Annotated in this window: 16 protein-coding genes; 5 read left to right on the top strand and 11 right to left on the bottom strand. The window is 34.5% G+C overall.

Annotated elements, in window-relative coordinates:
• Nucleotides 1-267 precede the first annotated feature (267 nt).
• The 4 genes from DFQ11_RS03925 (at nt 268) to DFQ11_RS03910 (ending at nt 6,795) form a co-directional block, all read left to right on the top strand.
• Entirely contained in the window at nt 268-1,629 is a 1,362-nt protein-coding gene (locus DFQ11_RS03925) for an Ig-like domain-containing protein (protein ID WP_110474462.1), read from the top strand.
• Nucleotides 1,630-1,640: 11 nt separating this feature from the next.
• Complete coding sequence (locus tag DFQ11_RS03920; protein WP_110474460.1) at nt 1,641-4,118, top strand: FG-GAP-like repeat-containing protein; 2,478 nt, start codon at nt 1,641-1,643, stop codon at nt 4,116-4,118.
• Nucleotides 4,119-4,205: 87 nt separating this feature from the next.
• Complete coding sequence (locus DFQ11_RS03915) at nt 4,206-5,120, top strand: ABC transporter ATP-binding protein (protein WP_110474458.1); 915 nt, start codon at nt 4,206-4,208, stop codon at nt 5,118-5,120.
• 268 nt (nt 5,121-5,388) lie between these two features.
• The gene (locus DFQ11_RS03910) at nt 5,389-6,795 is read left to right on the top strand and encodes an RtcB family protein (RefSeq protein ID WP_199446462.1); all 1,407 of its coding nucleotides are present in this window, start codon (nt 5,389-5,391) and stop codon (nt 6,793-6,795) included.
• 53 nt (nt 6,796-6,848) lie between these two features.
• Here DFQ11_RS03910 and DFQ11_RS03905 read toward each other — a convergent pair whose 3' ends face one another.
• From DFQ11_RS03905 to pdxA, 10 genes are all read right to left on the bottom strand, one after another.
• Nucleotides 6,849-7,298 (bottom strand): 3-oxoacyl-ACP synthase, encoded by a 450-nt coding sequence (locus tag DFQ11_RS03905; RefSeq protein ID WP_110474456.1) that lies wholly within the window; start codon nt 7,296-7,298, stop codon nt 6,849-6,851.
• Nucleotides 7,295-7,978: a monofunctional biosynthetic peptidoglycan transglycosylase gene (gene mtgA / locus DFQ11_RS03900; protein ID WP_110474454.1), complete on the bottom strand. Its 684-nt coding sequence runs from the start codon at nt 7,976-7,978 to the stop codon at nt 7,295-7,297. Before mtgA ends, DFQ11_RS03905 begins: the two co-directional genes overlap by 4 nt.
• A gap of 3 nt (nt 7,979-7,981) precedes the next feature.
• Complete coding sequence (locus DFQ11_RS03895; RefSeq protein ID WP_110474452.1) at nt 7,982-9,097, bottom strand: NAD(P)/FAD-dependent oxidoreductase; 1,116 nt, start codon at nt 9,095-9,097, stop codon at nt 7,982-7,984.
• Nucleotides 9,098-9,148: 51 nt separating this feature from the next.
• Nucleotides 9,149-11,839 carry a zinc-dependent metalloprotease gene (locus DFQ11_RS03890; RefSeq protein ID WP_110474450.1) on the bottom strand — a complete coding sequence of 897 codons (2,691 nt, stop codon included), beginning with the start codon at nt 11,837-11,839 and terminating at the stop codon, nt 9,149-9,151.
• A gap of 142 nt (nt 11,840-11,981) precedes the next feature.
• Nucleotides 11,982-13,334, bottom strand: coding sequence for an acetyl-CoA carboxylase biotin carboxylase subunit (accC, locus tag DFQ11_RS03885; RefSeq protein ID WP_110474448.1), 1,353 nt, complete (start codon nt 13,332-13,334; stop codon nt 11,982-11,984).
• A gap of 83 nt (nt 13,335-13,417) precedes the next feature.
• On the bottom strand, nt 13,418-13,900 hold the full coding sequence (gene accB / locus DFQ11_RS03880; RefSeq protein WP_110474446.1) for an acetyl-CoA carboxylase biotin carboxyl carrier protein: 483 nt from the start codon (nt 13,898-13,900) through the stop codon (nt 13,418-13,420).
• 31 nt (nt 13,901-13,931) lie between these two features.
• Nucleotides 13,932-14,927 carry a beta-ketoacyl-ACP synthase III gene (locus tag DFQ11_RS03875; RefSeq protein WP_110474444.1) on the bottom strand — a complete coding sequence of 332 codons (996 nt, stop codon included), beginning with the start codon at nt 14,925-14,927 and terminating at the stop codon, nt 13,932-13,934.
• Nucleotides 14,928-15,104: 177 nt separating this feature from the next.
• Complete coding sequence (gene rpmF, locus DFQ11_RS03870) at nt 15,105-15,308, bottom strand: 50S ribosomal protein L32 (protein ID WP_110474442.1); 204 nt, start codon at nt 15,306-15,308, stop codon at nt 15,105-15,107.
• 8 nt (nt 15,309-15,316) lie between these two features.
• On the bottom strand, nt 15,317-15,856 hold the full coding sequence (locus tag DFQ11_RS03865) for a YceD family protein (RefSeq protein WP_110474819.1): 540 nt from the start codon (nt 15,854-15,856) through the stop codon (nt 15,317-15,319).
• A gap of 79 nt (nt 15,857-15,935) precedes the next feature.
• Nucleotides 15,936-16,976 (bottom strand): 4-hydroxythreonine-4-phosphate dehydrogenase PdxA, encoded by a 1,041-nt coding sequence (gene pdxA / locus DFQ11_RS03860; RefSeq protein WP_110474440.1) that lies wholly within the window; start codon nt 16,974-16,976, stop codon nt 15,936-15,938.
• A 261-nt stretch (nt 16,977-17,237) separates the two neighbouring features.
• On the opposite strand from pdxA, the gene DFQ11_RS03855 reads away from it, so the two are divergent.
• Nucleotides 17,238-17,828, top strand: a complete 591-nt coding sequence (locus DFQ11_RS03855) for a riboflavin synthase (protein WP_110474438.1) — start codon at nt 17,238-17,240, stop codon at nt 17,826-17,828.
• Here the strand turns inward: DFQ11_RS03855 and DFQ11_RS03850 are convergent.
• A complete protein-coding gene (locus DFQ11_RS03850) occupies nt 17,825-18,004 on the bottom strand; it encodes a PID-CTERM protein-sorting domain-containing protein (protein WP_229791234.1) in 180 nt (59 codons plus the stop codon). The two genes, DFQ11_RS03855 and DFQ11_RS03850, sit on opposite strands and share 4 nt — an antisense overlap.
• Nucleotides 18,005-18,290 lie beyond the last annotated feature (286 nt).

Raw genomic sequence — 18,290 nt, 5'->3', positions numbered from 1 at the left:
GCCTCATAATGCAGATAATATCTGTTTTATGAGGCAAGTTTCGTTTTAGCCTTTTGTCTAATAAAAAGACCAATAACGCTTATACTTGAACCTATTTTACCACTCATGTCATCACCTAAAAAGGAAGTTAATTCACAATGTATCATTCTAATTTATAGACAACTAATTAAAGTTTAACAAAAAACAACTATATTTAAATCTAATTATTGTCTTTAGAAACATTTTTAGCCACTAAAAATACTTTTTAAAGTTGTTTAAGACATCTGCATGAATAAACATTACGCTTTCGCTTTAATTTTAATTTTATTCCTGTTTGCTTGTGGTAAGGACGATGGATTAACTCCTTTACTTATTGAAACACAACCAGATCATATTACTATTACCCAAAATTCAGAAGTCGAAATTTTTATACTCGCAAACGACGTAAATATTCCAACAATTGGCGAGATTACTATAACCTCTCCTTCGCGTGGAATTGCAACAATTTTGGATATTAATAACACGCCTAATAATCCAAGTGACGATAGCATAAAATATATCGCAAATTCCAATGAGGTGGGTGTAGATACCTTTCAATATACAATTTGTAGTCATTCGGGAGATTGTAAAACAGAAACTATAACGGTTACAATTACCTCAAGTACAAGTGTTCTTTACGATTTAGAAAACATGCCTTTTTCAACGCTTTCAGAATACCAATTGTTTGAAGGAGACTTAAAAAACCTTGAACCATCGTTCAATGTTATTCCCTATACTTTAAATTCCACTTTATTCAGTGATTACGCCAAGAAAAAACGTTTTATATGGATGCCCAACAATAGCAAAGCCGTCTTTGTAAACGAAGACGACATTTTAAACTTTCCGGTTGGAACTATTTTGGTGAAAAACTTTTATTACGATAATGTCTTACCAGATAACAGCACTCAGATCTTAGAAACTCGATTAATTATAAAGAAGCAAAATGGTTGGGTTTTTGCGAATTATGCATGGAACAATGATCAAACTGAAGCGATTTTAGACATGAATGGACGCTATGTAGATGTGCAATGGCTTCAAAATAACGAAGAAAAATCCGTAGAATACAGAATCCCTTCCGGAGCTGAATGTCATACCTGTCACAAAGTTACAGAAACAGCGAGACCAATTGGTCCAAAGCCAAGGAATTTAAACTTAAGTTATGATTATAATGATGGTACTGCAAATCAGTTAGAGAAGTTAGTGGATATTGGCTATTTAGAAAACACTCTTCCCGCCTCTATTTTAAAACTACCGGATTATAATGATTCTTCTGAACCTTTAGACTTAAGATTAAGAGCTTATTTAGATATTAATTGCGCCCACTGTCACTCAGAAGAAACGCATTGTGCCTATCGTCCTCTTCGCTTGGATTTTTCGTCGACAGAAGATGACACTAATCTAGGTGTTTGTGTAGATCCTGATACAGACCTTGGCTTAGGTCTTGGACATATTGTAGAGCCTGGATACGCTAGAGGCTCCGTATTACATTATAGAATTAACTCTGTAGAACCCTCAAACAGAATGCCTTTATTAGCGCGCACTATTATACATACTGAAGGAGTTGAACTTGTTGAAGCATGGATTAACTCACTAAATATAACCTGTAATTAATTCAACCAAAAATGAAAAAAATTCTACACCTTTCAACGCTTATAATCTTGTTTTGCTTACATGGTGGCGCACAAGTTTTAAATCAGCCTGCCAACTGGCCTAATAGTGAGTGGACCCTTACAGGAGACTATAATGCTAATTATCTAATAGGCGACCCAAGAAGCTCTTCAAGCAGCTCTTTTTCATTCGATGATAATTTGGCAGGTGGCATATCGATAAATAATGTGGCGGCAGAATCTCCAGTTATAAATTTAAATGCCGCTAATAATGCGAATGAATCCATCATTAAAGTAACATTTCCTTATGTCTTAAACATTTGGCAAACTGAATCTTTAAGGTTACAATATTGGAATGCCGATGCAAGTGAATGGATAAATTGGGGACCTGCTCTTGAAGATAATTCTGCATTATCAACAGATTTTTGTAGCGGTACCCCTAACAATTATATCAGCGAAGATTTAGACATATCCTCTTTTTCAAGTGTACAATTGTCCAATTTTAAATACCGAATATTATATAACGATAATTATTCTTATGGATGGGGTTTTTGCGTGACCTCACCATCAATAAGCTCATCGATACCTCCTGCATGTGCCAGTGTAACTTCAATCTCAGTTAGTAATATAAACTCTCATAGTGCATCTGTTAATTGGATAGCAGAAGGAACAGAAACAGCATGGGAAGTAGCGCTCCTACTTGCCACAGAGGACGCTCCTAGTTCAGGTGAAACAACATCGACTAATACGTATAGTCTTAGTGACTTAACTCCAAACACAAATTATAAAGTCTATGTTAGAGCTATTTGCCCTACAGAAGGCTTTAGTAATTGGAAAAGTCAGAACTTTACAACAGGAGAAGACACTTCTGGTTACCCAGTTACCTTTACAACAAACCCTATAAACACAACAGGGAATTACGATATTGCCTTAGTAGACTTAAATGGTGATTTCTTAGATGACGTGGTTTCTGTAAGTGCTAATAATTTAAACATCCATTACCAATTAGCTTCAGGCGGATTTAATATGGTTAATGTCCCAACACCACAAGCCACGTATTCTCCAAATTGGAGTTTAGCTGCTGGAGATTTTGATCGCAATGGTTATAACGATCTTCTTTACGGTGGACAAGGAGGTGTCACTTTTATGAAAGCTAATGATACAGGAACAGGTTATACAGAAATATCTGGATCCGAATACGTGTTTTCACAACGCTCGCACTTTATAGATATTAATAATGATGGGCATTTAGATGCCTTCGTCTGTCATGACGTTGAAGCAAATGTTTATTATATCAACGATGGCTCAGGAAATTTACAGTTTTATCAAGGGCCTAGTGAAGGTGTACTTCCAAACGGTATTGGTACCGTTCCAGGTGGAGGAAATTATGGAACAACTTGGGTCGACTATGATAATGATCGTGATATGGATTTATTTATAGCTAAATGTAGAGGGGGTTCAACAACGATTAGCACTAATGAATTATGGAGAAATGACGGAAACGGCGTCTTTGTAAATGTGGCAGATAGTAATAATTGGTATAGTAATAATTACCCTGAAGCAGGACATGATAATTCTTCTAATTTAGGAGACAATGTACAAACTTGGTCTTCGGCTTGGGCCGATTTTGATAATGATGGTTATATGGATGTATTTGTTGGTGCAAGTAGTACGGCGAATGGCTATTCAAAATTAATGCGAAATAATGGCGATGGAACATTTACAGATGTCACTGCAGGCTCCGGTGTATTAAACGCTAATTTAGGTGTGGAAAATGCGCCAGCTGATTTTGATAATGATGGTTACGTAGATATTTTATCTAATGGGAATATTCTGTTTAATAATGGTGATTTTACATTTACCACTTATAATGATTACATGCCACAAAGTGGTGCTATTGGAGATACTAATAACGATGGTTTTTTAGATGTTTTTCGAAATGGAAAAATTTATCTTAACAATGCCAATTCAAATAACTGGATTAAAATTAATACCATTGGAACGCTTAGTAATATAAATGGAATTGGGGCAAGGGTTGAAATACAAACACCTTCAGGCATACAAATAAGAGATGTAAGAAGTGGTGAGGGTTTTGAATTTATGAGTTCACTCACTACACATTTTGGAATTGGCACCAACGAAAGTGTTGAAAGTATCACCATATATTGGCCCTCTGGAACGGTAGATCATATTACCAACCCTGCAATAAATACAACTCATAACATTGAAGAAGGTACAGCCTTAAGTATTATAGATGAGACCTTAGTCGATGTCACTATTTATCCAAATCCAGTTGAAAAAGAACTTAATATCTCAACCTCAGCAGACATAGTGAACAAAGTTGCTACAGTTTTTGATGTCAATGGAAAGCGAGTTATGAGTAAAAAACTTGATTCAAAAATTATTGACGTTGCAAATTTAAACAGTGGCATATACTTTTTAAGAATAGAATCTGAAGGAAAAAGTATTAAACGTAAGTTTATTAAAAAATAAAATTCTCTATTTTATGTTGAAAACTGTTAGATAATTCTAACAGTTTTTTTTATAATTAATACTAGATGAAACTTATATATTTGTAACATGCTTCAAGTAAACAACCTTACCTTCGGATATTCAAGAACTAAAGTTTTAAAAGAAATTAATTTCAAGGTTCAACCAGGAGAAAACCTCGCTATAATTGGTGAAAGCGGTTCAGGAAAGAGCACCTTATTAAAACTCCTCTATGGTGAATATGATTTAAAACAAGGTGAAATTTATTGGAAAGATGAACAAATCTTAGGGCCAGAATACAACCTGGTTGTGGGTTATGATTTTATGAAATATGTGACTCAAGAGTTTGATTTGATGCCATTCACCACAGTTGAAGAAAACATAGGAAAATACTTGTCTAATTTTTTTCGTAAAGAAAAACGTATACGAACAAAAGAGCTTATCGAAGTTGTAGAATTGGAAGCCTTTGCTAAAACGAAAGTTAAACTGTTAAGCGGCGGCCAAAAGCAACGTGTGGCTTTAGCAAGAGCATTAGCATTAGAGCCTGAAATACTATTATTAGACGAACCTTTTAGTCATATAGATAATTTTCAAAAGCAAGGTTTACGACGCAATGTATTTAACTACTTAAAAGAAAAAAATATAGCCTGTGTGGTTGCAACCCATGACAAACATGATGTATTAGGTTTTGCGGACCAAATGATTGTCTTAGACAACTCCAAAATTATTGTAAAAGACACACCTCAAAATTTATATAAAAACCCTCAAAGTGCATTGATAGCTTCATTCTTTGGGGAGTATAATATCATAGAACCTTATGGAATTGTATATGCTAATCAATTAAAAATAGTCGAGCACTCCGAATTAAAAGCTATTGTAAAACAATCTTATTTTAACGGAAGCTCTTGGTTAATTGAAGCTTTGTTCAAAGAGGATATTATATTTATTCAACATGAAAACGAATTGGATATCGATTTAGATATTTACTTTACTGTCCTGATGTAGTTTTAACCATACAGCTCTAAGAAATTTAAATTAAGTTCTTGGACTCAATTCAATTTTTAAGTCCTGAATAATGGTCAGTGTATGCTACTCAATCTAATTAAGAAGGCACTAAAATTTCACATTTCATTCTCTCTCTCCAGTCATTTGTTAAGGACGAAAATGATTAGTATCTTATCTTAAGTACTTTAAATCGCTATAATTTTAAAAATCTAATTGTAGACATCTCTTTAATCGATGAAGCACTTTTTAAAGAAGTACTATTTCCATTATGAACTCAAATATAAAAATAACAGGTCACGATTTAATCGCTTTAGGTTATAAGCAAGGGAAATGGATGAAAAAAGCCATCAAGCATATCAATCTCCACCAACTGCAAGGTGACGCTCTAGTATCCTATTTAGAGCAATTTAAAACACCAGAACCAATTGCGTTGCACTCTACACCAAAGCCATTTTCAATTAATATTAGAGCTGAAAATGAATTAGAGAGAGACAATGTTGACCATGTTATTAATTCAATGGAAACCTTAATGAAAACGCCGACCTTAGTTGATGGGGCTATTATGCCTGATGCTTGCCCTGCAGGACCCGACGGTACTATTCCTGTGGGAGGTGTTGCTGTTGCAAAAAAAGCCATTCATCCAGGCATGCATAGTGCTGATATATGTTGTTCAGTTTTGCTAACCGATTTTGGACAAATAGACCCGAAAACTATTTTAGACGTTGCACATACTCACACACATTTTGGTCCTGGCGGACGCGATAGAGAATCACAATTTCAATTTCCACAAGAATTGTTAGAAGCCTTCAAATCTAATGTGCTCTTAAATGAAGAATATATGATTCAAATTGCAAAATCTCATTTGGGAACTCAAGGCGATGGTAACCACTTTCTATTCGTTGGAACTTCTGAAAACACAGGAAATACCATGTTAATTACCCATCATGGTTCAAGAGGCCCAGGTGCCAGATTATACGCCAAAGGCATGAAAATTGCTGAACGATTTAGGCAAGAATTATCACCAGACACTAAAAAACAAAATGCTTGGATTCCTTTTGAAACGGATGAAGGACAGTCATACTGGGAAGCTTTGCAGATAATGAGAAAATGGACAAAATTGAATCATGAAGTGCTTCATAATTCGGTTTCTGAAGAATTAGGAATTGATATTGAAAACAGATATTGGAACGAGCATAATTTTGTCTTTCGGGATGGCGACTTATTCTACCATGCCAAAGGCGCTACCCCATTAGACCCTAAGTTTATGCCAGATATAACAGGGCCTAGGTTAATTCCGTTAAATATGAGTGAACCGGTTTTAATAGTTGAAGGCAAGACTACAAAAACCAATTTAGGTTTTGCACCACACGGCGCCGGTCGAAATATGAGCAGAACTCAACATAGACGTAGCAAAACAGGTAGCACAATGCAAATATTCAAGGAAGAAACTCGCGGCTTAGATATTCGGTTTTTTTCTAAAGAAATTGACATAACCGAATTGCCTTCTGCCTACAAAAATGCGAAAACCGTAAGAACTCAAATGAAAGAATTTGGTTTAGGACAGGTGATAGATGAAGTAATCCCTTATGGTTCTATTATGGCCGGCGACTGGCAGAAAAACGCACCTTGGAGAGTAAAGCGTGAAAAACGTACAGGGTCTAAAAAGAAAAAGTAATATTTTAAAAGTGTGAAGTTGATATTATAAAATAAGTAAGAACTTTGAGCTTTCTAGTGAATCTCTTTTATTATGAATTTATGTTCTTTAAACACAATTTCGTCACCTACTTGTTTTGAAATTAATAATTGTGCTATTGGGGTCATAGTAGAAATTGCATAATAGTGCTTGTCTTCAACCACCAATTCTCCAGCACTAATAGCTATAAAATAATTAGATTGATTAGTTATCACTACAGAACCCAAAGTAACTTTTTCATGCTCAGATTCTGGATTAAGTTTCTGTAGAATTTGTTTTTGTTTTTCAATTTCAGATAATTGCTGACCAGCTTTTTCTCTTTCTAATTGTAACATGGCTCTTCCCGTTTCGTGCTTATCACCTGCACTACTTTTAGTTTCTGACTGTAACGAAATTTGAATTTCAGAAATAGTGTTATTAACGGTTTGTAGCCTATCATTAATAAACTTTTCACACAAACTATATAAGGCTTCTTTTAGCTTCATTTTTCAGATTTTAAATCAAGTTTTCCATAAAACTGCATCTGTCTAACAATCCATTCTTTTCGGTTTTGAATATAGTTTGAAGCCGGATTAGCCCGATAATTCCTTGGATTAGGTAATATAGCAGCTATTGCAGCAGCTTCGTGAGTATCTAAACCTGCAGCCGACTTTTTGAACCAATGCTGGGCCGCAGCTTCTGCACCATAAATACCTTCGCCCATTTCTATACTATTCAAATAAACTTCAAGAATACGCTCTTTAGTCCAAATAGCTTCAATTAAAAATGTAAAGTAAGCTTCTAAACCTTTGCGTAGCCAACTCCGATTAGGCCAAAGAAAAAGGTTTTTTGCAGTTTGCTGACTGATGGTACTTCCTCCCTTAATTCTTTTTCCCTTTTTATTATAGTCATAGGCTTTTTCAATGGCTTCAATATCAAAACCATTATGTTCTAAAAACTTTTGGTCTTCACTACAAATAACTGCAAGTTGCATGTTCTTAGAAATATTATCTATAGAAACCCAATCATGTTTCCACAATTTAGTGTTCTCAGTAGTCTCAAAATAACGAATCACCATTAATGGTGTTATCGGTACTGGAACATACTTGAATAAAACAACGAATCCCACCGAAAGAACAACAAACCAGAGAAATAGTTTGATAAAGAACCTAAATATACTTTTCATGCCTTAATCAAGTAAATTGGCTAAATCCTTTCCGACAGAACTTCCTATGGCGATGCCCATACCACCAAGTCTTACACCACAAAACACATTATTACTCAACTGCTTTATAATTGATTTTTTTTGTGAACCTACACCCATAATACCCGACCATCGATGGTCAATTTCATAATTGGTATGAGGTAAAATAATTGTTTTCAATATCTCTTCAAGTTTATTCTGTATAAGATCTGTTTGTTTAAATTCTGTAGTTTCTTCCGATTTAAAGTCAAGGTTTCGTCCGCCTCCAAGTAAAATTCTTTGGTCTATATTTCTGAAGTAATAATATCCCTCATCTAAATGAAAGGTTCCTTTAATCTGTAAATCCTGTATTGGTTTTGTTATTAATACTTGTGCTCTTGCAGGTTTGAGGTCTAAAACATCAAACTGCCTTGAAAAGCCATTTGTGGCAATAAAAAGTTTGTTTGTGTTCAAGTTGAAATGACTCGTCTTAATAGTTACTGAATTTGAATTTTCAGAAAAGGACTCAACCATGGTGTTATTTAGAATTTTCACTCCTAGAGACTGAACTTTATTTAATAAAGCATTCATCATTTTACCTGTATCAATCTGCCCTTCAAATGGATTATAACAATAATTTATTTTTATATGTTCGAAGCCAAATTTATTCTTTGTGAAAGAGAAAACTTCAGCATTAAAAATTGGGTGAAGCAGTTTGTTAATTTCATTCCGCTTATTTAAACAGGATTCATAAAGTTGTTCATCAGATTCTAAAAACAATTCGTATCCACCAAAATTTTGATATCCAATAGATGCATCCCCTAGATTTTCTCGAAGCATTTGTAGGCCATCTACACGGCTTTTAACAAGCTTCATAACTTCTTCCTCGGAATGACGGCTAAGATCATTTATAATCTCACTTAGACTTCCAAAACATGCAAATCCTGCATTCTTTGTACTTGCACCTTGCGGAAGTATTCCTTTTTCGAGAATTAAAATTTTTGATTTAGGATAGCGTTTTTTTAATTCCAAAGCACAATTAAGGCCTACAATACCACTACCTATGATTGTAAAATCAATGTTAGTTAACCACGTTTTTATTTCCCAATATGATAAATTCATAACACAAAAAAAGCTCCTAATATAGGAGCTTTTAAAGTATAAATTATAATCTTATTCTACGACTATTTTCTTCGTCACTTTTTGTGAACCGTCTGAAATTCTTAACATATAAATTCCTGACTGAGCATTTTGAAGTTGAATAGTTTCTTCAAATCGGCTAACACTACTATACACTTGGTTATAGATTGATCGACCTCTCATATCAAAAACATCAATAGTAATTGCTTCACCAGATTGTGGCGTGAAATTGATATTAAACTCTCCATTATTTGGATTAGGATAAATACTTAAATTAGTTATTTCGTCCTCTTGAACACTCATAGTTTCTGTACAAAATGTCATTGACCAATCGTTAAACGTACCAAAATCTCCATTATAAAAATCAGCCATTAAAATCATCCAATCTCCTGCCATATCTAAACCGTTAAATGTGCTCAACGGTTCATATGCCTCATAAGTCCCTGTAGTTGGGCTTGCACAGGCAATTTCTGGTTCGTTATCTTTAAAAACAACATCTATATTACCATATCTCGCTGTAGTACAATTTCTTCCCCAAAGTACCACATAATCGACCCCGTTTGGATGCATTAATTGAACAACTAAGTCTCCAATATATGGGTGTGTGATATCTAATGAGACCCTTAGGTCTGTAATAGTCCCAGAAGAAGGAACGTTAATAGTGTGACTGACAACCGCACCTTGGGTATTTGGTCCAGTTCCATCTGGAATTGCTAAGCCTAAATCTCCTGATTCAAAAGATGTACATGAAATGTCTACGCCTATCGCTATATTTTTAGTGTTCACATTAAAAAATATACCATCCGCAGCTTCTACCATAATTCTACAGCTTCCAGAGATAACATCTGGAACAGTGATATTGTGAGAACCATCATTTGGCGTATTCGTTGCTAAAACGATATCAAAATTTTCACCTCCATCAGTTGACATTAAAATGTTGACATTTGCTTCATTAATGTTATTAGAAGTTGTTCCTGCAACATCCCAAGTAATAGTTTCAGTAGCCCCAGCTTCCCAAGTAATACCACTAGTATTTTGAGAGGTAACGATAAAAGGTCCCGCTGCTGTTGTAACAGTAGCTATCATTTCGTCTGCATCCGTTTGTCCTCCTCGAGCATCGTTATCTCTAACCGTTAATTTATAGTTGATATTTCGATTAACCATGGCTAATTTTTCCCAAGTTGTAGAAGTACCTCCACTACTAACTACGTCAGGAAGCCTTGGTATATATCTAACAGGGTTACTTGTGCCTTCAAAAGACCTAACTAACGGTCCTGATGTATTTGTTTCCGACGGTAAACCTGCTGGTCCCAAGTCGTATTGTTCCCAAGTATATGTTAAGGTTTCTTGACCGTCAATATCTGTAGAACCACTTCCATCTAGTTTATATGGTGTTCCTTGTGGAATTGTATAATTCATGCCCGCATTGGCAACTGGTTCTGTATTATTTGTTGTCACACGATCTACGGGACAAACGCCTGTACTTAAAACGTGAGACCAAATTCTACTAATACTGTTTTGATGAAAATAAGCATCACTTCCGTATTGAATATTATCAGAGCCACAAATACCTGCATAGGCCATAATAGTAGAGCCACTTCCAGGTTCATAAGCACTAAAAGCAGATCTATTTCCTCCACTACAACTTCCAACGGTTCCATTAAAAGTATGAGGTGCACCGAATTGATGTCCTAATTCATGAGCTACAAAATCTACATCATAAGAGTCTCCAACTGGTTGAGACAAACCTGTTACCCCTCTTGCTTTATTATAAGGGTTACATGTTACTCCTAATCCTGCTAATCCTCCAGCTCCAGTACTAAACGTATGACCTACATCATAATTTGCAGCACCAATAGTACCATTAATAATACTCTGACTCTGATTTATTAGAATACCCGCATTATTATTATTGAATGGATCGTCTTGAGGATCAGTAAAAATTATATTAGTATTATCAGCGACCAAAGTCATTGTTATTGATAAATCTCTCTCATAGATACTATTCACTCTATTTAATGTTACAATTATAGCCGCCAAAGCACCTTCAACTGTACCTCCATGAAACTGAGTATATTCTCCAGTACAAGCAATAGCAATACGGTAATTTCTAAGTGTTCCATCATTGGCATTTCTTTCCATATCAACGCTATCCATATTAACGTTATCTAAAAGAGGATCATCTATAACTCCACATTCAAAATCAAAGTTTCTAGCTTCAATATTTTTCTTAGAATAAACCGTATAAATATTTCCGGTTTTTGAAAAAGGATCAATAAATTGGGTTCCGTTTGATGTTCCTAAAATCATGGCATGAAACCCTTTAGGTGTGATACTAAACCTAATAATCTCTGTAGGATTATCAATACCTTGACCTGTGTAGGTTCTCATATTAGGATATTTGGCTTGTAGCTCTGGCTCCATTATGGAAGCTTCAAAAACTTTGAATTGATTTAGTTGTCCATCGGAATTTGGAAAAGAAATTAAAGTATTGCCAGTATTCTCACGATTGCCAACATTTTGCAGGCTATTTTTTAGTTCTTCAATATTTAATTGAAAGAATTTTTCGTTTTTTAAACTGATTTTTCGAACAACCTGTTCCATTTGATTCGCTCTATCATCACTTACACTTTTCCATATTTGAGAAGTATTTTGTGAATGAGCTGAAAACGAAAACAAAGTTATTGCTACAATTATAAATTGTAAAATGTAATGTTTTTTCATAATTAGTTAGTTAGTTATTCTATTTAGAGTTTCTAAAATTAAGGTATTTATACAACAGCTAAAAAAATAAATTAGCAGGATTTTAGAAACGTATAAAAATTAGCATATAAAAAAACCCAAACTTAGCAGTTTGGGTTCCTTATTATTCTTCCGTTTCCTTTGTCAATTCAAAGTCTTCCATAAATTTAGTGGTATAATTACCCGCTAAATAATCAGGATTCTCCATTAACTGTCTATGAAATGGAATTGTAGTTTTTATACCTTCTATAACGAATTCGTCCAAGGCACGCTTCATTTTGTTTATAGCTTCCTCTCTAGTCTGCGCAGTTGTTATCAACTTCGCAATCATTGAATCATAATTTGGAGGAATACTATAACCTGCATAAACATGTGTATCTAATCGTATACCATGACCTCCTGGTGCATGAAGTGTTGTAATTTTACCAGGTGAAGGTCTAAAGTCGTTAAATGGATCTTCAGCATTAATTCGACATTCAATAGAATGTAATTTTGGCGTATAGTTTTTTCCAGAGATTGGAACACCTGCAGCCACTAATATTTGCTCACGAACCAAATCAAAATCTATAACTTGCTCCGTTATGGGATGTTCTACTTGAATACGAGTATTCATCTCCATAAAGTAAAAGTTTCTGTGCTTATCAACTAAAAACTCAATTGTTCCTGCTCCTTCATACTTAATGTACTCAGCTGCTTTAACCGCAGCTTCACCCATTTTCTTTCTCAATTTATCGGTCATAAATGGAGAAGGTACTTCTTCAGTTAATTTTTGGTGACGTCTTTGAATAGAGCAATCACGTTCCGATAAATGGCAAGCTTTACCAGTAGAGTCGCCTACAATTTGAATTTCGATATGGCGAGGTTCTTCGATGAGCTTCTCCATATACATATCATCATTTCCAAAGGCTGCTTTAGCTTCTGATCGTGCTGACTCCCATGCACTTTGAAGGTCTTCTGCTTTCCAAACCGCACGCATTCCTTTACCACCTCCACCAGCAGATGCTTTAAGCATAACTGGATAGCCAGTGGTTTTGGCTACTTTTTTACAGTCTTCAAAACTTTCAATTATGCCATCGCTTCCAGGTACACATGGTACACCTGCCGCTTTCATAGTAGCTTTAGCATTTGACTTATCACCCATACGGTTAATCATCTCTTCAGACGCACCGATAAATTTAATTCCATGCTCTTCACAAATTTTAGAGAATTTAGCATTCTCAGATAAAAAGCCGTAACCAGGATGAATAGCATCTGCGTTTGTTATTTCTGCAGCTGCAATAATATTTGATATTTTAAGATAAGATTCACTACTCGCTGGTGGTCCAATACAAACGGCTTCATCTGCAAACTTCACATGAAGACTGTCTGCATCTGCCGTAGAATAAACCGCCACGGTTTTGATTCCCATCTCTTTACAGGTTCTTATAACTCGTAGAGCTATTTCCCCTCTATTGGCAATTAATATTTTTTTAAACATAACTTCTCTTTAAAAAATTCATTTTCCAAGCACCAAATTCCAATATTTTGGTTTTGGGATTTGTGGATTGGAATTTTCAATTGTTATGAAGGATCTACCAAGAATAATGGCTGATCAAATTCTACTGGAGATGAGTCATCTACCAATACTTTTACGATTTTACCAGAGACTTCTGATTCAATTTCGTTAAATAATTTCATAGCTTCAATAACACAAAGAACATCACCTTCCTTTATATCAGTACCTACTTCAACAAACACAGGTTTATCAGGAGCTGGCTTACGATAAAATGTCCCAATAATAGGTGATTTTATAGTGATGTATTTTGAATCTTCACTCGGAGCAGCTGGAGTAGCCGGTGCTTCTTGAGCTGGAGCAACTGGTTGTGCTGGCATTTGCTGTTGCATTACAGGAGCTGCCTGCATTGGCACTTGCTGTACGTATGTAGTATCGTTCTCTGAACCGGTTCTAATGGTTATCTTAACGTCATCCATTTCTAACTTAACTTCGCTTGCGCCTGACTTAGCGACAAATTTGATTAAGTTCTGAATTTCTTTTAAATCCATAATATTTAGATATTTGTTAGTTAGTTTTTAATTAAGAATTATAAGCCCATTTAAAATAAATAGAGCCCCAAGTAAATCCACCACCAAAGGCAGCAAATATAATATTATCACCTTTTTTTAGTTGTGATTCATAATTTGATAATAATAACGGTAATGTTGCAGAAGTTGTATTTCCATACTTCTCAATATTCATCATAACCTTAGATTCTTCCAATTCAATTCGATTGGCAGTAGCATCGATAATTCGCTTATTCGCCTGATGTGCTGCTAACCACTGAATATCGTCATTTTTAAGATTATTTCTTTCCATTATCCGTACCGTAACATCAGCCATATTAAACACAGCATTTTTAAATACTGTTTTGCCATCTTGAAAGACATAATGTTTACCTTCTTTGAAGGTGTTTTCATTTATAGGATAAGCTGATCCACCATAAGTGGCTTGTAAAAATTCTCTACCGACGCCATTACTTCGCAGAATCTCATCTTGTAAACCTAAGTTTTCGTTATTAGGTTCAAACAATACAGCTCCTCCTCCATCACCGAAAATGATACAGGTCGCTCTGTCTTTATAATTTATAAATGATGAATTTTTATCCGCGCCTATTAAAAGAATCTTTTTATAGCGGCCCGCTTCTATATATGCAGCTGCAGTAGACATTCCGAATAGGAAACTAGAACAAGCCGCCTCCAAATCATAAGAAAATGCATTAACTGCACCTATCTGAGTAGCGGTGTATGCTGCTGTTGATGCAGCCTTCATATCTGGTGTTGCAGTGCAAACTATAACCAGATCTATTTCCTTTGGATCTAAATTCGATTTTTGAATTAGGTCCTCGGCAGCTTTAATTGCTAAGAAAGAAGTTCCTTTTCCTTCCTCCTTTAGAATTCTACGCTCCTTTATTCCAGTTCTCGTGGTAATCCACTCGTCATTGGTATCGACCATTGTTTCTAATATTTTGTTGGTTAAAACAAAGTCAGGAACATAGCCTCCGACAGCTGTAATTGCCGCTGTGATTTTACTCATTGTTAGGATTTAGAAAATTAAAAATATAGAAAATTGGAGGAATCCGATGTGTTTCGATCAATTTTCATTGTTTTTTGGCAAATATTAACGCAAAGTAAGTGGTTTTTGTGCTAAGCAAAAAATATTAATAAAAAAAACGCTCACAAAGGAGCGTTTTCTTGTATGCACGCATAGTAATTATGCTGCAGTTTCTTCTTCTACAGAGTTGTCAATTAAAACTTGACCTCTATAATATAATTTACCTTCGTGCCAATGAGCTCTATGGTATAAATGTGGCTCACCAGTTGTTGGGCAAGTTGCTATTTGAGGTACAGAAGCTTTGTAATGAGTTCTTCTTTTATCTCTTCTTGTTTTTGATATTTTACGCTTTGGATGTGCCATTTTAAATGTTATTTATCCGTTAATAGTTTTTTTAAATTATTCCAACGAGGATCAATATCCTCAGATGTTTTTTCTTCTAATTCCTGCTTAGGACTTAATTCTTCTAATTTTGATAGTATATCTGATTGCAATGTGCCATCTTCTATACCAGGATGAACTCGTTTTATAGGAACCGCTAAAATAATAAGTTCATATATATACTGTGCCACATTAATTTCGTAATCGCCATGTGGTAGAATTAATATGTCTTCATTATCATCATTGTACTCGTGACCAAATTTAACAACTAATTTAAATTCGTCATCAATCGCTTGATCATAGGGTTCATTTGTAATATCGCAATTCACATTTACCGATCCTTTTGCTTTAAAATAGAACTCTAAAAGAGTTGCTTTCTTTACTAACACAAGGTCGATTTTTACGTCAACTGCATTGAATTCATCGTATTCAAAATGTTCAAAGAACGTGTTATCAATTTGATAATCAAAATGATGCTCTCCTACTTTTAGTCCTACGAAAGGAATCGTATAAGATTTTAATGCCTTCATTGCCACACTCATTTTGAGCCTGCAAATATATAAATTTTTAATTATTTATAGCCTAGATATCAACAATTTTTGTTTATAACTATCGAGAAGCCTTTTTTAAAGGGTTTTTACTATAATAATCATATTCTTCGCGCTTCCTAAAAATTTGAATCGCTGTAAAAATGGCTTGTTTCATTGAACTGTCGTCTGCAATACCTTTTCCGGCAATTTCATAAGCTGTTCCATGATCTGGTGATGTTCTTACTTTACTTAAGCCTGCAGTATAATTAACACCTTGACCAAAAGCGATTGTCTTAAATGGAATTAAACCTTGATCATGATATGAGGCAATAATCGCGTCGAAATTTTTATAAGTATTTGACCCAAAGAAACTATCAGCGGAATACGGACCGTAAACTAAACTACCGTCAGATTTAATTTTTTCTAATGTAGGTTTTAGAATAGTATCATCCTCATTACCGATTACACCATTATCACCAGCATGAGGGTTAATGGCTAAAACAGCTATTTTCGGTTTTCTAATTCCGAAATCTTGTTTTAAAGAAGTTATAACGGTAGCCACTTTTTCTTTAATAAGCTCTTCCGTAATAGCATTACTTGCATCTTTAAGTGGAACGTGATCAGTAAGCAATCCAACACGTAAAGCATCAGAAACCATAAACATAAGACTTTTTCCTTCTAATGCTTTTGCTAAATAGTCGGTATGTCCAGGAAAATTAAATTTATCAGACTGTATATTGTGCTTGTTAATTGGGGCTGTTACTAAAACATCAATATCACCATCCTTTAAAGCTTTAGTTGCTGCTTCAAGTGATTTAATTGAGTATTCTCCTATCTTTTTATTTTCTTTTCCGAAATCAATTTTTACAGCTTCGTTCCAAACATTAACTACATTCACTTTTCCTAATACTACTTTATCAGGAGAGTCGATATTGAAAAAATTAATTTTACTCTTAAAGTGGTTCTTAAAAAACTGCATTATTTTACCCGAAGCAAAGATAACGGGTGTATGTAGCTCTAAAGTCCTAGGATCTTCATAAGCTTTTATAATAATTTCTGGTCCAATTCCATTAAGATCTCCAACTGATATTCCAACAATGACCGATTCTTTTTGTTTCATATGATTATGCTAACTTTTTCTAAAATACTATAAATTATATGACCAATTAAGGTCAACCTTACGCCCTTTAAGGCAAATGAAAATTAGTCCTAAATAAATAAACACAACTGTTTTAGTAATGCTTCATTTCAAACTTAAGCTCCTAAAATTTCGTTTAATTGAAAAATATAGTCGCTCGTTATATATTCATTGAACAAAGTTATATTTCATAATTTGGACTTAACTTTGTCTTTGCAAATTTAACTAAATAAAGCACAATTTATGTTTACAGGTATAATTGAAGATTTGGGTACAATAAACAATCTTGTTAAAGAAGGTAGTAATTTACATATTACGATGCACACGTCGATTACAAACGAATTAAAAATAGATCAAAGTGTAGCTCATAACGGCGTATGTTTAACGGTTGTTGCTATTGACGGAGATACCTACACTGTCACAGCGATTCAAGAAACTTTAGACAAGACAAATCTTGGTACACTCAAAGAAGGTCAGTTAGTAAATATAGAAAGAGCAATGAAACTTGGTGATAGATTAGATGGCCACATTGTTCAGGGTCATGTCGATCAAACTGCTACTTGTATTAATGTAACTGAAGAAGATGGCAGTTGGATATTCACCTTTGAATATGATAAAGCGCTCAACAATATTACAATAGAGAAAGGTTCTATAACAGTTAACGGAGTGAGCTTAACTGTCGTAAACTCAAAGTTAAATAGTTTTTCTGTGGCAATTATACCTTATACCTTTAAACACACAACATTTAAAACATTAAAAGTCGGTGATACCGTAAATTTAGAGTTTGATGTCATTGGTAAGTATGTAACTCGATTAAATGAATTACGTAATTAAGCCGTTTTTTTAGATAACTGATAAGTCTTGTAGGCACCGTAAGTCAATGCTACAACAATAAGTAAGACAATACCACTATCAATCGGTAGACCCGGCGGTGGCGGTGGCGCTGGTGGTTGAGGCACGCCTTCACCAACATTCTGAGACATAGATGCGAAACCTACGAGAAAAAGCAAAGCTGAGGCTAACATTTTATTGTTCTGCATTCTATATATTAGATAATGTGTAAATTTATAAAAAAAACTGAGTTAACAAAATTAATCACGATAAAAAACATCTACGAAAGGTAAGTTTTATCGATAAAACGCAAAAAAAAAATAAGATTGAATTGGGAAAACACCTACAATTTTTATGTTAGCTCAATAACAAATATAATTATTTTCAGCAATAAATGTCTTTGAAGTAACTAATAATTTTAAAAGACACTCTTAAGTACTAAGTGCTGAAAATCAAGATACAGCA

The sequence above is a fragment of the Winogradskyella epiphytica genome (genome assembly GCF_003217215.1).
Lineage (GTDB): Bacteria > Bacteroidota > Bacteroidia > Flavobacteriales > Flavobacteriaceae > Winogradskyella > Winogradskyella epiphytica.
This window is presented reverse-complemented; position numbering and strand designations above follow the sequence as displayed.